General features: G+C 52.7%; 13 protein-coding genes. 7 read left to right on the top strand and 6 right to left on the bottom strand.

Translation table 11 applies throughout. The annotated features are described in order from the left end of the window. The first annotated feature begins 101 nt into the window (after positions 1-101). Genes QFZ34_RS22750 through cobM form a run of 3 tightly spaced genes read left to right on the top strand, consistent with a single transcriptional unit; the run spans position 102 to position 1,693 of the window. Positions 102-530, top strand: coding sequence for a tellurite resistance TerB family protein (locus tag QFZ34_RS22750; RefSeq protein ID WP_115052679.1), 429 nt, complete (start codon positions 102-104; stop codon positions 528-530). Then, positions 530-922, top strand: a complete 393-nt coding sequence (locus QFZ34_RS22745) for a cobalamin biosynthesis protein (protein WP_115052680.1) — start codon at positions 530-532, stop codon at positions 920-922. Before QFZ34_RS22750 ends, QFZ34_RS22745 begins: the two co-directional genes overlap by 1 nt. 9 nt (positions 923-931) lie before the next feature. Beyond that, positions 932-1,693 carry a precorrin-4 C(11)-methyltransferase gene (gene cobM, locus QFZ34_RS22740; protein WP_115052681.1) on the top strand — a complete coding sequence of 254 codons (762 nt, stop codon included), beginning with the start codon at positions 932-934 and terminating at the stop codon, positions 1,691-1,693. On the opposite strand, the gene QFZ34_RS22735 is transcribed toward cobM, so the two are convergent. Together QFZ34_RS22735 and QFZ34_RS22730 are read right to left on the bottom strand one after the other, a co-directional pair. Further along, positions 1,679-2,434 carry a cobalt-precorrin-6A reductase gene (locus QFZ34_RS22735; RefSeq protein WP_307285908.1) on the bottom strand — a complete coding sequence of 252 codons (756 nt, stop codon included), beginning with the start codon at positions 2,432-2,434 and terminating at the stop codon, positions 1,679-1,681. The genes cobM and QFZ34_RS22735 overlap by 15 nt on opposite strands. Further along, positions 2,427-3,542 carry a cobalt-precorrin-5B (C(1))-methyltransferase gene (locus QFZ34_RS22730; RefSeq protein WP_307286615.1) on the bottom strand — a complete coding sequence of 372 codons (1,116 nt, stop codon included), beginning with the start codon at positions 3,540-3,542 and terminating at the stop codon, positions 2,427-2,429. Before QFZ34_RS22730 ends, QFZ34_RS22735 begins: the two co-directional genes overlap by 8 nt. Before the next feature lie 105 nt (positions 3,543-3,647). Here QFZ34_RS22730 and cobA point away from each other — a divergent pair, with 105 nt between their 5' ends. Genes cobA through cbiB form a run of 4 tightly spaced genes read left to right on the top strand, consistent with a single transcriptional unit; the run spans position 3,648 to position 7,802 of the window. Continuing rightward, the gene (cobA, locus tag QFZ34_RS22725) at positions 3,648-4,487 is read left to right on the top strand and encodes a uroporphyrinogen-III C-methyltransferase (RefSeq protein ID WP_307286612.1); all 840 of its coding nucleotides are present in this window, start codon (positions 3,648-3,650) and stop codon (positions 4,485-4,487) included. Then, positions 4,484-5,782, top strand: coding sequence for a cobyrinic acid a,c-diamide synthase CobB (locus QFZ34_RS22720; RefSeq protein ID WP_307285906.1), 1,299 nt, complete (start codon positions 4,484-4,486; stop codon positions 5,780-5,782). The genes cobA and QFZ34_RS22720 overlap by 4 nt, the downstream gene beginning before the upstream one ends. Further along, entirely contained in the window at positions 5,782-6,792 is a 1,011-nt protein-coding gene (cobD, locus tag QFZ34_RS22715; RefSeq protein ID WP_307286608.1) for a threonine-phosphate decarboxylase CobD, read from the top strand. The genes QFZ34_RS22720 and cobD overlap by 1 nt, the downstream gene beginning before the upstream one ends. 29 nt (positions 6,793-6,821) lie before the next feature. Beyond that, positions 6,822-7,802, top strand: coding sequence for an adenosylcobinamide-phosphate synthase CbiB (gene cbiB / locus QFZ34_RS22710; protein ID WP_307285903.1), 981 nt, complete (start codon positions 6,822-6,824; stop codon positions 7,800-7,802). A 13-nt stretch (positions 7,803-7,815) separates the two neighbouring features. Here the strand turns inward: cbiB and QFZ34_RS22705 are convergent, their stop codons facing one another. The 4 genes from QFZ34_RS22705 to QFZ34_RS22690 are packed head-to-tail and all read right to left on the bottom strand — an operon-like array spanning position 7,816 to position 12,394. Next, the gene (locus tag QFZ34_RS22705) at positions 7,816-8,652 is read right to left on the bottom strand and encodes an ABC transporter permease (RefSeq protein WP_307285900.1); all 837 of its coding nucleotides are present in this window, start codon (positions 8,650-8,652) and stop codon (positions 7,816-7,818) included. Beyond that, positions 8,649-9,596 (bottom strand): ABC transporter permease, encoded by a 948-nt coding sequence (locus QFZ34_RS22700; RefSeq protein WP_307285897.1) that lies wholly within the window; start codon positions 9,594-9,596, stop codon positions 8,649-8,651. Before QFZ34_RS22700 ends, QFZ34_RS22705 begins: the two co-directional genes overlap by 4 nt. A gap of 31 nt (positions 9,597-9,627) precedes the next feature. Next, positions 9,628-11,109 (bottom strand): ABC transporter substrate-binding protein, encoded by a 1,482-nt coding sequence (locus QFZ34_RS22695; RefSeq protein WP_307285892.1) that lies wholly within the window; start codon positions 11,107-11,109, stop codon positions 9,628-9,630. Positions 11,110-11,122: 13 nt separating this feature from the next. Continuing rightward, positions 11,123-12,394 (bottom strand): acetylornithine deacetylase/succinyl-diaminopimelate desuccinylase family protein, encoded by a 1,272-nt coding sequence (locus tag QFZ34_RS22690; protein WP_307285889.1) that lies wholly within the window; start codon positions 12,392-12,394, stop codon positions 11,123-11,125. Positions 12,395-12,399: the final 5 nt, after the last annotated feature.

Genomic DNA, 12,399 nt, shown 5'->3' with positions numbered 1-12,399 from the left:
TTATATGGCTTGATGCGATTAGGCGCCCGCTGTGTTGTTTACGCACTTGAATTTGCTGGGTTGCGCTGCAATCAATTACGTCAAATCATTTCGGGGGTATAATGAGCGAGAGCATTTTTGATCGGATCACAGCGTTTCTGGGCACAAAGAGCGCGGTGCAGAAGGTAGCGGATGATCCGGTGCTCACAGCCGAACTTTTGCTGCTTTTGCATGTGGCGTTGGCGGATGGAAAAACTGAAAAGGCTGAGTATGCTGCGATCATGCGGATAGCATCGACCGATTTTGGTATTTCGCCCGACGAATTCGGAGAAGTTGCTGAATACCTCAAGGACTTTGGTTATGAGACCACCAGCAGCCAAGCGGCGCTGGCCTTTGCGGATGTTCCTTTTGAACGCAAGGTGCAACTGCTGCGCCATCTTCTTACGATCGCAAATGCGGATAATGAGCTTGATCCCAAAGAAGCCAATCTTATCCGCAAGACTGCGGAAATGTTGGGCGTAACTCCGGAAGAGCTGCATAAGTCTCATTAATGGAAACCTATACTCTTGGGCTTGGCTGTGAGCGCGGTTGTGATCCTGCCGAGCTGCTTGCTCTAGCAGAACACGTTATAACCACCGCCGGACGCGATATTTCGCGGCTAGCCGGTCTATTCACTATCGATCAGCGGATGAACGAGCCAGCGATTGTCTATGTCGCCACCCGCCTAGCAGTTCCTTTATACGCATTTGATGCCGCCAGGTTGGAAGTGGAAACGCCGCGCTTGCTCAATCCGTCTGCGCAGGTTTTCGCGCTTGTGGGTTGTCACGGCGTCGCTGAAGCTGCCGCGCTGGCGGGTGCGGGATCCAAAGCGCAGCTAATAGTTGGCAAGACAAAATCAGCTCACGCCACCGCGGCACTTGCAGTTTACAACGCAATCCCATAGCGAATTATCATGATTGTTCATTTTATTGGAGCGGGCCCCGGTGCCCCGGACCTTATCACAGTGCGGGGATTGAAGCTGATTCAATCTTGCCCTGTTTGTCTATATGCAGGCTCACTCGTCCCGCCGGAAATGGTTGCGGAGGTGCCGGAAGGCGCGCGCGTGGTCGACACGTCTTCGCTCAATCTCGATGAAATTATTGCAGAGTTTGAGTTGGCGCATGCGGAGGGCAAGGACGTAGCGCGTGTCCATTCCGGCGACCCATCGATTTACGGAGCGGTTGCCGAGCAAATGCGACGGCTGGATGCGCTGGGTATTGAGTATGACGTAACGCCGGGCGTGCCTGCCTTTGCTGCAGCAGCTGCCGCGCTTAAAAAGGAACTTACCGTTCCTGAGGTGTGTCAAACCATTATCCTCACCCGGACTTCGATGAAATCGTCCGCCATGCCAGCAGGAGAGGAGCTTGCGACTTTAGGCAAATCCGGTGCCACCATGGTGATCCATTTGTCGATCCGTAATTTGAAACGCATTGAGGAAGAGCTTTCCCCGCTTTATGGCGATGATTGTCCCGTCATTATCGCCTATCGTGTGGGTTGGCCGGATGAACAATTTCTTCACGGAACACTTGCAGATATCGCCAAAAAGGTTGCCGATTCTGGTTTGATGCGCTCCGCGATGATCTTTGTCGGGCGGGGATTATCCGCCGACGGCTTCAGGGATTCAGCGCTTTACCATAAGAGCCACAGCCACACATTGCGTTCAGGTTCCAAGTGAATTCAATGTCTCCCTGACAAAACCGATAACGCTCTCCACGTCGGGCAATGTGCGGATTTCTGGGCGACGCGGTCGTTCAAGCATGATGACAGGAATACCCAGATCGCGGGCCGCCGTGATTTTGGCATAGGAGGCCTTGCCGCCCGAATTGCGGCAGACGATGTGGGTGATCCGCTTGGCGATAAGAAGGCTGGCCTCGCTTTCAACGGTCCCCGGTTTAGACAATTCCAGCTCGAAGTCGACAAGATCAAGGGGTGCTTCAGGCGGATCGATCATGCGAACCACGAAGTGCACGCTGTTTCGCTTGGAGAATGTTGCGATATGTTGTTTGCCAAGCGCCAGCAGCACCCGTGCCTTTGATGGAATAGCATCTGCCGCCTGCGCCAATGTATCGACCACAATCCACTTGTCGCCAGGTTTCTTAAGCCATGCAGGACGTTCCAGTCTTACAAATGCGATCGGATTTACAGTTGTGCTGGCAAAAATAGCATTATCCGATATTTGCGTGGCAAAAGGGTGGGTCGCGTCAATTAACAGCTTGACGTTTTCGGCCTTGAGATAGTCTGCCAACCCTTGAGGTCCGCCAAAGCCGCCAACGCGGATTTCGCCCGCAATTTTTGCAGGCGCGAGGGTCCGGCCGGCTAGTGATGAAATCACGCGCAGATGCGGTGCTTGCAAACGGGATGCGAGTTTAACTGCTTCCGCCGTGCCACCCAGAATGAGAATTGTTGTTTCAGACACGTGCGAGTACAGTCCCTTTGCGGTCAGTCACAATAACCTCCACGTCGACAGGGGCACCCTTCAGTGTATCAATTGCGGTCTGTTTCGCCTTGATGGCAATTGCGTGTGCAAGGTCAATCCCAAGCTCTTGAGTTATTTCAAGCACTTCCTGGGCCGTATTCGCATTTAGAATCCGGTTTCTCTCGGCTGGGGCTAGCCCGAGGTTTTCCGCCTCGTCTGCCAGAAAGGTCATATCAACCTGGCTGCGGCCTGAATGAAGATCGAGAGCGCCTTGCGCAAGCTTGGTCAGTTTCGCAAATCCGCCCGCAATTGTGAGCCTGTCAATTGGGTGCACACGCAGATATTTGAGCAATCCTCCGGCAAAATCCCCCATATCGAGAAGTGCAATCTCAGGCAGATTGTATATTGCCTGAGCAGCGTCCTCTGACGTGGATCCTGTTGCGGCAAGAACGTGTTTCAGTCCTGCTGCACGAGAAACATCAATGCCACGATGAATGGAATGTATCCAGGCAGCGCAAGAAAACGGGTGAACAATTCCGGTTGTCCCCAAGATGGAAATGCCGCCAACAATTCCGAGGCGGGGGTTCCATGTCTGCTTGGCCAGTTCTTCGCCGTCCGGAACCGATATTGCGATTAGCAGATCCGCTGGCAAATCATATTCTGCGCATATTTCTTCGCATATCTTTGTCATCATCTCGCGGGGCACCGGATTTATAGCGGCTTGCCCGGGAGGAATGGGAAGGCCGGGCAGTGTAACTGTGCCAACACCTTCGCCAGCGGCAAACTGAATGCCGCTTCCCGGCGGTGCCGGGAACACCGTGGAGATTATGGTTGCACCATGTGTAACATCAGGGTCGTCTCCCGCATCTTTTACAATTCCAGCCATTGCGTAGCCTTCACCAATCGATTCTATGGCAAGCTGGAAGTGTGGAACTTCGCCTTTAGGCAAAATGATTGCCACCGGATCAGGAAATTCACCCGTGATCAGCGCGAGCAATGCTGCTTTGGTTGCTGCAGTTGCGCATGCCCCGGTTGTCCAGCCGCGGCGCAAGGGGGCCCCGCCGGGTTCGTGTGGTTTGCGCAAGGCGGTCTCAGGCTCGTTATTCATTCCAACCTTATAGACCAGCTTGTGCAATCGTTGCATGATTTTTCCGACAGGTGCATTCTTGCAGACAGAAAAATTGTGCTATGCGCAGATGAACGAGGTTAAATGATGCGCGCAAAGCGGAATAAGCTGCCGAAATTTGAGATTGGACATGTCTGGCTTGTTGGAGCCGGACCCGGTGATCCAGGACTTTTGACGTTGCATGCAGTCAATGCTCTGGAGCAGGCCGACGTGATTGTCTATGACGCGCTGGTGAACGAAGAATGTCTCTCATTTGCTGGCCCGTCCGCTGTTTTGGAATATGCTGGCAAGCGCGGTGGTAAACCTTCACCACAGCAACGGGATATCTCTCTTCGGCTCGTTGAGCTCGCCCGTGCGGGCAAGCGGGTGCTCCGCCTGAAGGGTGGCGATCCATTTGTATTCGGCAGAGGCGGCGAGGAGGCACTTACCCTTGTCGAACATGACGTGCCGTTCCGGATTGTTCCCGGCATAACTGCTGGCATTGGCGGACTGGCCTATGCCGGTATTCCCGTTACCCATCGAGAAACCAATCAAAGCGTTACCTTTTTGACAGGGCACGATGCCACTGGCCTTGTTCCCGATTCGATGGACTGGAAGAGCATTGCACAGGGCTCTGCCGTTATCGTCATGTACATGGCGATGAAACATATTGGTCTTATAGCTTCGCGCTTGATGGAGGCGGGCCGCCCCTCTGACGAACCTGTCGCATTCGTCTGCAATGCCACTACCGCTCATCAGCAGGTGCTTGAAACAACGCTGGAGAAAGCAGAGTCTGATGTGGAGGCTGCTGATCTCAAGCCTCCGGCCATAGTGGTCGTTGGGCAGGTCGTTCGACTGCGTGGTGCGTTGGACTGGCTAGGCGCGCTTGAAGGTCGCGTCCTGACAAATGACCCGCTCGGTACGCGGCGCGCGAAGGATGCCGGATGAAAGGTTTCCTGATTGCCGCGCCCTCATCAGGTAGCGGAAAGACAACGGTTACGCTTGGCCTTTTGCGGGCATTGCGCAATTTGGGCGTTAATATTGCTCCCGCAAAAGCAGGTCCGGATTATATTGACCCTGCCTATCATGCGGTTGCCGCTGGCGCGCCTTGTGTCAATCTTGATCCTTGGGCTATGCGGCCCGACCTCATCAGTGCGCTAGCCTCCAGGCACGCAGAAGGCGACAAGACGTTGATCGTTGAGGGCATGATGGGGCTGTTTGACGGCGCTTTGGATGGCAAGGGCTCTGCCGCTGAGCTGGCCAAACATTTATCCCTGCCCATTATTCTGGTTGTCGATTGTGCCCGCCAATCGCATTCAATTGCCGCACTTGTCAGTGGGTTTCGTGATTTCCGGCGAGATGTCATGATTGCAGGACTTATTCTTAACCGCGTTGGCAGTGCGCGTCATGAAATGATGCTGCGTTCTGCATTGCAGCCGGTCGGGATTCCCATATTGGGATCATTACCCAAAAGCGAACAATTGCAGCTGCCGGAAAGACATCTTGGCTTAGTGCAAGCAGGCGAGCACCGCGATCTCGACAATTTCCTTGAAAATGCTGGTTTGATGGTCTCCGAACGGATTGATATCCAAAGCATTCTCGACATTGCGGGACGATATGGCCCATTGGAATCAATGGCTAATGTCAAGCGCGTTCCTCCGCTGGGGCAGAGAATAGCGGTGGCGCAGGACAATGCTTTTGCGTTCTCCTATTTTCATTTGCTGGATGGTTGGCGCAGGCGTGGTGCTGAAATCAGCTTCTTTTCTCCGCTTGCCGATGAGGTCCCTGCCGCGAACAGTGATGCGATTTATTTGCCTGGCGGCTATCCCGAGCTTTATGCGGGTAAGTTAGCTGCAGCCAGCCACTTTGCCGAAGGGATGAAGCAGGCAGCGGCCAAAACAATCCCAATCTATGGTGAGTGCGGTGGCTATATGGTGCTTGGCGAAAGCATCGAAGATGCTGCGGGAGTTTCACATAGAATGCTCGGTTTATTGCCTGTTGAAACAAGCTTTGCAAAGCGCAAACTGCATCTGGGCTATCGACGACTGACGCCCGTCGAAGGGTCGCCTTTCCACACGCCCTTGACCGGACATGAATTTCACTACGCGAGCATTGTGCGAGAAGGAAAGGCACACCGCTTGTTTCATGTTAGCGATGCTTTGGACAATGATCTGGGCGATGCTGGTTTGCGCGTCGGTTCGGTCAGTGGTTCCTATATGCATGTAATTGATTTGGTTGGATGATGCAGATTGAACATGGAGGCGCCCTTGATGGCGCTGTAGCGCGGTTTGGCGGTGCGCCGTCGGATTGGATTGACCTTTCGACTGGCATTAATCCGGAATTGTTTCCATTGCCCGAGATTGGGCCGGAAATCTGGAACAAATTGCCGGATCAGAAGCTGTTAGTCACGGCAATTGCCGCAGCACGGCGCTACTACGGTACCCGCGCTGAGGCTGGTATTGTCGCTGCGCCCGGCACTCAAGCTCTGATACAAATATTGCCGGAATTGATGCAAGTTGGTGAAGCTACGATCATTGGCCCCACATATCAAGAGCACGAATTTTCATTCAAACAGGCTGGATGGCATGTTTCCCATCAGACCCAAATTGGCGAAATTCCTCGATCTGCAAAGATTGTGGTGATGGTCAATCCTAACAATCCCGACGGACGGATTGTGCCTGCGGAAATCTTGATTAATCTTGCCAAGGAAATGCATGGCAGAGGTGGATATCTCATCGTGGATGAAGCCTTTGCTGACCCTCATCCAGAATGCAGCGTCGCTGCATATGCAGGCATGGATGGGCTGATTATTCTCAAATCATTTGGCAAGTTCTTCGGCCTTGGCGGACTACGTCTCGGTTTTGCTTTGACCACCCATGCATATGCTGAGCGATTGGAACTGAGGCTTGGACCATGGGCCGTATCCGGGCCAGCGCTTGCCATAGCAGCCCATGCGTTTTCTCATGCGAAGCTTTTGAGCGAGTACACCTCGAGATTAAAAATTCGCCGCAAATTGCTCGCAGATGTACTTTCGAAAGTTCAACTAATCGAGATTGGTGGAACGATGCTGTTTTCTCTAGTCAAGTTCGATGAGGCGCATCGGCTTCACGACACATTATGCGAGCAGCGTGTCTTGACCCGAAAATTTAATTATGCGCCGCAGCACTTACGGTTCGGACTCCCGCTCGATGAGTTGGCAGCGAGCCGGTTGCATAAGCGACTTGCCTTGGCACTGAGTGCAATCCAGAACTGATATTTTGATTCAACAGGATAGAATCTATAATGGAAATCAACCTCTTGATCCTGTTTCTTGCCCTACTGGCAGATCGTTATTTTGGCGATCCCGAATGGTTGTGGAAAAAAATACCGCATCCGGTTGTTATGTTTGGCAGAGCTATTTCCTATGTGGACAAGCGCTTTAATGTGCCGGGCAATTCCGACCAGCGGCGTCGGCGCGATGGTTTTCTTGCTGTGCTGGGACTTTTATTGCTTTCCGCGGCCATTGGCTTCTTTGTGCATCTGGCATTACGGACAATTCCGCCTTTTGGTGGTTTGATTGAAGCTATTATCGTCGCTGTTTTCTTGGCGCAGAAGAGTCTTGGCGATCATGTTGAGAGGGTCGCAATAGCATTGCGCGAAGAAGGGCTGATTGGCGCACGGCATGCTGTTTCAATGATTGTGGGTCGCGATCCGGACGTTCTGGATGAGCCCGCGATCAGTCGGGCTGCCATTGAAAGTCTCGCGGAAAACACCTCGGACGGCATTATTGCTCCGGCGTTCTGGTTTGTACTGCTCGGGCTGCCTGGTCTATTCGCTTATAAAATGCTGAACACGGCTGACTCCATGATCGGACATTTGAATGATCGTCATCGCGATTTTGGCCGCTTTGCCGCAAAGCTGGACGATGCTGCCAATTGGGTACCGGCGCGTTTAACTGGTTTGTTGATCGCTTGTGCAGCTTGGGTCGTTTACGGTTACCGCGCCGCCAAACAGTCTTTCGATGTCATGATGCGGGACGCTCGCTTGCATAGATCGCCAAATGCTGGCTGGCCTGAAGCGGCAATGGCGGGGGCAATCGACGTAGCGCTGGCGGGCCCGCGCATTTATGGCGGCGTCATCGCAAATGAACCAATGTTGAATAGTGCTGGGCGGCGGGACGCGGGGTTGGAGAATATCGAGGATGCTTTACATGTTTTCAGCAGAACAACAGCGATCTTCGCGATAGCAGTTCTTACCCTTTTTATTGTTGGCCTGTTTTTCTAGAGCAAGCGCACTATCAACGCATATAGCGCAATTTGGGATCGAGAAAGTCTCTAAGCCCGTCGCCAAGCAAATTGAGCCCGAGCACTGTCACCATGATGGCCAGTCCTGGAAAAAGGGCCATGTGCGGCGCGAGGCTGATCATGGTTTGTGCCTCAAACAGCATTCGGCCCCAGCTTGGCATTGGCGGTTGAGCGCCGAGTCCGACATAGGACAGCCCTGCTTCAGCAAGAATGCCGAGGGAAAACTGGATTGTGCCTTGTATAATCAAGATATTGGCCAAGTTCGGCAAGACGTGATCGAGGGTGATACGGCCCTCACCTTTGCCGATGGCCCGAGCGGCAAGAACAAATTCCCGAATCCAAAGCGCTAGCGCCGCTCCTCGCGCGACACGCGCGAACACTGGAATGTTGAAGATGCCGATGGCAATGATAGCGTTAACGGCTCCAGGGCCAAAAATGGCGGTGATCATGACGGCCGACAGAAGGGCAGGGAAAGCAAAAATGAGGTCGTTGAATCGCATAAGCATCTCGTCGACAATGCCGCCGCGGGCAGCAGCCCAAAGTCCCAATGGGACACCGATACCAGCGCCAATCGCAACCGAAACAAACGCGACGAAAATCGAAGCGCGGCTGCCGACCATGATCATAGACAGGATATCTCGACCGAAATGGTCTGTACCCAGCCAGTGCGAAATGGATGGCGGCTTTAACTTCGCGACTATATCAAGCGCTGAGACGCTGTAGGGCGTCCACAAGAACGATAGAACAGCCATAAATGCGACGATAAGCGTGATGATCGCTCCAATCAGAAATGACCTGTTGCCGATCAGACTTTTGAATTTGCGGCTCACTTGCGGCTCCACAAACGCGGGTCGACAATGGCGTAGGACAGATCAACGAGGACATTAACTGCAATCACAGTAGCCACGAGAATCATGACGACACCCTCTACCACTATCAGGTCGCGTTGAGTGATTGCTTGGAATACCAAGCGCCCCAGACCCGGCAGGTAGAATACATTCTCCACGATGATTGTACCGGCGAGGAGAAATGAAAATTGCATGCCAAGTATAGTCAAGACGGGTATTAGCGCGTTACGCAACGCATGATGATAAAGCACTTTGCGCCGTGACAGCCCTTTGGCACGGGCAGTGCGTATATAATCTTCGCCGAGAACATCTAGCAAAGAAGATCGGGTTACCCGAGCAAGAATGGAAGCTTGAGGCAGGGCCAAGGCAACCGATGGCAATATCAGTGACTTTATGCTCGGCCAAAAGCCGTTTTCCCATCCAGCAAACCCGCCAGCTGGCAAAAGACGCAACACAACTGCAAATATATAGACGAGGAGCAGAGCAAACCAGAAATTCGGGATTGCTACGCCAACTTGCGCAATTCCCATCGCAGTCGTGTCTGCTGTGCTGCCGCGCCTTGATGCTGCGAATATTCCAATCGGAATGGCTATTATTGTCGAAAGAGCGAGCGAAATCAGCGCCAAAGGTAAGGAAACCGCAATCCGCTCTTTAATGAGATCAATTACCGGAACCGAATAGGTGTAAGACTTGCCAAAATCTCCGGTCAGCAAATTTCCCAGCCAACTGAAATATCGTAAAATCAGGGGTCGGTTAAATCCCATCTGATCTTGCAAGGCTCGAACGGCGTCTTCGGTAGCATTCATACCGAGCATTAGTCGCGCCGGATCGCCCGGCACAACTTCCAACACGGCAAATACAATGATTGATGCCGCCAGCAACGTAAGGATGCCAATAACCACGCGTTTTGACGCGTAGCTCAGCATGCCATCCCTTTTTGAAAGCCAGGAGTCATCTTTAATCGGCCCATTTTACTGCGGTCAAATCATTTGCCTGAATTGGTCCGTTCTCCCAAAGGCCCTCGATTTTTGCGTCCCATATGCCGGTTTTTGGCAATTGAAACAAAAATGCTGCGGGTTCGTCGGCTGCGAGCAGCTTTTGCGCCTGCTGATAAAGCTCAATGCGCTTTGGTCCATCGGAAGTTGCATCTATCTGCTTGATCAATTCCTTAAACGGAGCGCTGTCATAATTGAAATAGTAATCATCGCGCGCAAAAATGTTGAGATCGTTTGGCTCGGTGTGAGAAACGATTGTCATGTCATAATTTTTATTCTTGAAGACTTGGTCGAGCCATTGCGCCCATTCTACCGGGATAATTTCGGCTTCTATTCCAATCTCATGCAGCTGAGCGGCAATAATCTCGCCGCCACGCCGTGCATACGTCGGGGGTGGCAATTTGAGCGTTGTCTTGAAGCCGTCAGCATAACCAGCTTCAGCCAAAAGCTTCTTGGCAAATTCGGCATCATAGGCCGTTTCTGCCGTCAAATCCAAATAGGCCGGATGATGTGGTGGAAAGAATGAACCAATCGGAGTTCCAAATCCAAACATGGTTCCATCGATAACCGTCTTGCGGTCAATTGCATGTGCAATTGCCTGACGCACTTTGACGTTGTCGAAGGGCGGCTTCTTATTGTTCATGCCCATCACTGTTTCGCCTTCGGTCGTGCCGATCACGACCTTGAAGCGCGGATCTGCCTGAAATTGAGCAATGGTTTCATAGCTGGGGAAAACCGGAAATGCCTGCACATCACCCGCCAAAAGAGCTGCTGTTGCTGCCGCTGGATCGGGGATAATGCGAAACGTTGCTTTTTCGAGCGTTGCTGGCGTTCCCCAATAGTCCGGATTTTTCGTGATGACGATCTGCGATCCCTTTGCCCAGTTTTCCAATTTGAAAGGGCCGGTGCCGATTGGCTTGTCCTTATTGGTATCGGCGCTTTCCGGCGCAACAATAACCGCATCGCCCCAAGCCATATTATAGAGAAAATCACCGCTCGGTTGTTTCAAAGCCACTTTGACAGTCAGCGGATCGACGCTTTCGACCGTATCTATCGCAGCAAAGAGACCCTTCTGGGCATTGGTTGACGTGTCGCCTCGAGCTCTGTCGAGGGAGAACTTCACATCGTCCGCATCAAATGTCGTGCCATCGTGAAATTTAACGCCCTTATGCAGCTTGAACGTATAGACCTTGCCGTCTTCTGATTTGGTCCAGCTTTCGGCCAAAGCGGGCAGGACATCACCTTTCGGGCCAATACGCGTCAAACCCTCAAATATATTGGCATATACGATCTCATCGATCGCCGCTGCGGCGCCGGCTGTCGGATCAAGATGCGGCGGCTCCAATACAATGCCGAGCACGAGATCCGTCTTCGCTGCAAATGAAGCGGTTGCCGGGAGCAGGGCGACTGCCGTGCCGAACAAAAATGCTTTCCAGATATTCATTCAGCGTCTCCCATTAAATCGAACCGGACAGTAGCACTTTCAGGCCAAGTGCCATCACTTTGGCTGACTCGATCATATCTTCAATACCGACATATTCATCCGGCCGGTGGGCAAGATCGAGAATGCCCGGACCATAGGCGATGCAATCGTGCAAAAGCCCGATGCGTGCAATATGTTTCTGATCATATGTTCCGGGCGAAATCACATATTCCGGTTCTTTGCCGAAAACAGAGCGAATCGCCTGTGCTACTGCCGTTACGACAGGAGCGTCGCGCTCGGTCATCAAGGGCTGAACTTCCATGATGTCGCGAATTTTGTAATGGAACTTTGGCCGTTCCCATTGAAGGCGGTCCAGGATTGATGTGACCTCGCGCTTGACCTCGTCAATATCCTCCTCAAGCAGGAAGCGCCGATCGATTGTAAGCCGGCATGAATCTGGAACATTGGGTGAGGGCAGACCCGAAAAATCATCGGTTTGTCCGCCATGAACCGAGTTGATATTCATCGTCGATCGCCGCGCACCCTCGGGTACCACCGGCATCCGGGTCTCTTTCCGGTTGAGGGCGGGAAAAAGTTCTTTCTCAAATGCATCAAGAACTGCACCCATATGCCTGACGGCGCAATCACCAAGAAATGGCATCGAGCCATGCGCGATCTCGCCCTTGGTTTCGATCTCCGCCCACCACACGCCGCGATGACCAAGGCAAATACGATCCTTGTTCAGTGGTTCGGGAATGATCACGTGATCAACCCGAGGTTTGGAAAAGAACCCCTTGCTAGCAAGATAGGCTACGCCGCCAAAGCCGCCGGACTCCTCGTCCACTGTGCCGGAAATCTCTATGGCGCCAGCAAAATCAGGGTAGACTTCGAGAAAAGCTTCTGCAGCTATAATTGAAGCGGCGAGACCGCCTTTCATGTCGCATGCGCCACGACCGTAGATTTTGCCATCCTTGACGACACCTCCAAAAGGGTCGACGGTCCAGCCTTCGCCAGTATCTACGACATCAATATGCGAATTGAAATGAACGGTCTGGCCGGGAGTGCGACCATCGAAGCGCGCAAGGACATTTGTCCGTGGATATCGGTCCGTATCGCCAGGGGTTCCTTCAGCGCGAATCAATTGCGTTTCAAAACCACTCTTCTGCAATCGTTGTGCGATGTACTCTGCGCAGGGAGCGTAGGCTTCGCCCGGTGGATTAATCGTCGGAAAGCGTATCAACTCTTGCGTGAGTGCGATCAGATCGTCACGTCGTTTATCAATCGCGCGGGAAAGCTTTTCGTCCATTCGCC

The sequence above is a fragment of the Phyllobacterium ifriqiyense genome (genome assembly GCF_030817885.1).
GTDB lineage: Bacteria > Pseudomonadota > Alphaproteobacteria > Rhizobiales > Rhizobiaceae > Phyllobacterium > Phyllobacterium ifriqiyense.
The sequence above is the reverse complement of the archived record's forward strand: the minus strand, read 5'-3'. Positions and strand labels throughout refer to the sequence as shown.

Excerpts from the sequence above, each read along its gene's own strand:
- QFZ34_RS22750 (WP_115052679.1), top strand. The coding sequence starts at position 102 with ATGAGCGAGAGCATTTTTGATCGGATCACAGCGTTTCTGGGCACAAAG.
- QFZ34_RS22745 (WP_115052680.1), top strand. The coding sequence starts at position 530 with ATGGAAACCTATACTCTTGGGCTTGGCTGTGAGCGCGGTTGTGATCCT.
- cobM (WP_115052681.1), top strand. The coding sequence starts at position 932 with ATGATTGTTCATTTTATTGGAGCGGGCCCCGGTGCCCCGGACCTTATC.
- QFZ34_RS22730 (WP_307286615.1), bottom strand. The coding sequence starts at position 3,542 with ATGAATAACGAGCCTGAGACCGCCTTGCGCAAACCACACGAACCCGGC.
- cobA (WP_307286612.1), top strand. The coding sequence starts at position 3,648 with ATGCGCGCAAAGCGGAATAAGCTGCCGAAATTTGAGATTGGACATGTC.
- QFZ34_RS22720 (WP_307285906.1), top strand. The coding sequence starts at position 4,484 with ATGAAAGGTTTCCTGATTGCCGCGCCCTCATCAGGTAGCGGAAAGACA.
- cobD (WP_307286608.1), top strand. The coding sequence starts at position 5,782 with ATGCAGATTGAACATGGAGGCGCCCTTGATGGCGCTGTAGCGCGGTTT.
- cbiB (WP_307285903.1), top strand. The coding sequence starts at position 6,822 with ATGGAAATCAACCTCTTGATCCTGTTTCTTGCCCTACTGGCAGATCGT.
- QFZ34_RS22700 (WP_307285897.1), bottom strand. The coding sequence starts at position 9,596 with ATGCTGAGCTACGCGTCAAAACGCGTGGTTATTGGCATCCTTACGTTG.
- QFZ34_RS22695 (WP_307285892.1), bottom strand. The coding sequence starts at position 11,109 with ATGAATATCTGGAAAGCATTTTTGTTCGGCACGGCAGTCGCCCTGCTC.
- QFZ34_RS22690 (WP_307285889.1), bottom strand. The coding sequence starts at position 12,394 with ATGGACGAAAAGCTTTCCCGCGCGATTGATAAACGACGTGACGATCTG.